The following is a 417-nucleotide window of genomic DNA, read 5'->3' on the forward strand; positions in this document are numbered from 1 at the left end:
GCAGGTCATTCACTGCTTGCGGATAGTCAATGGTGACGGTCGCTTCGTTTGAGGTGTCACCCGTCAGGTTGTCTACGGTGTAGCTGATTGGCGTTGGGTCCGCGGTGAAGCCTGCGACTGGGGTAAAGGTGATGGCACCTGTAGTCGGATTGACCGTCCATGTGCCTTCGCCTGGTACGTCCACCGATTTGCCATCAGCGGCAATAGTGCTGCCAGCTGGCGCTTGGGTGATGATGACGGTTGCTGGGTCTAAGTTGGCGTCAGCTTGGCTGTCGTTAGCAAACACATCGACCACAACTGGACTGCCTGAGGTACCCGTTTGCAGGTCATTCACTGCTTGCGGATAGTCAATGGTGACGGTCGCTTCGTTTGAGGTTAAGCCTGTTGCGTCATCTACGGTGTAGCTGATTGGCGTTG

At 55.6% G+C, this 417-nt stretch carries 1 protein-coding gene; it reads right to left on the bottom strand.

The annotated features are described in order from the left end of the window. Positions 1 to 417 (bottom strand): Ig-like domain-containing protein (locus SB689_RS22595; protein ID WP_410694318.1); only part of this gene is annotated, 417 nt, incomplete at both ends.

Origin of the sequence: Chryseobacterium sp. SIMBA_038 (genome assembly GCF_046535115.1) — a bacterium.
In the GTDB taxonomy this organism is placed as follows: domain Bacteria; phylum Bacteroidota; class Bacteroidia; order Flavobacteriales; family Weeksellaceae; genus Chryseobacterium.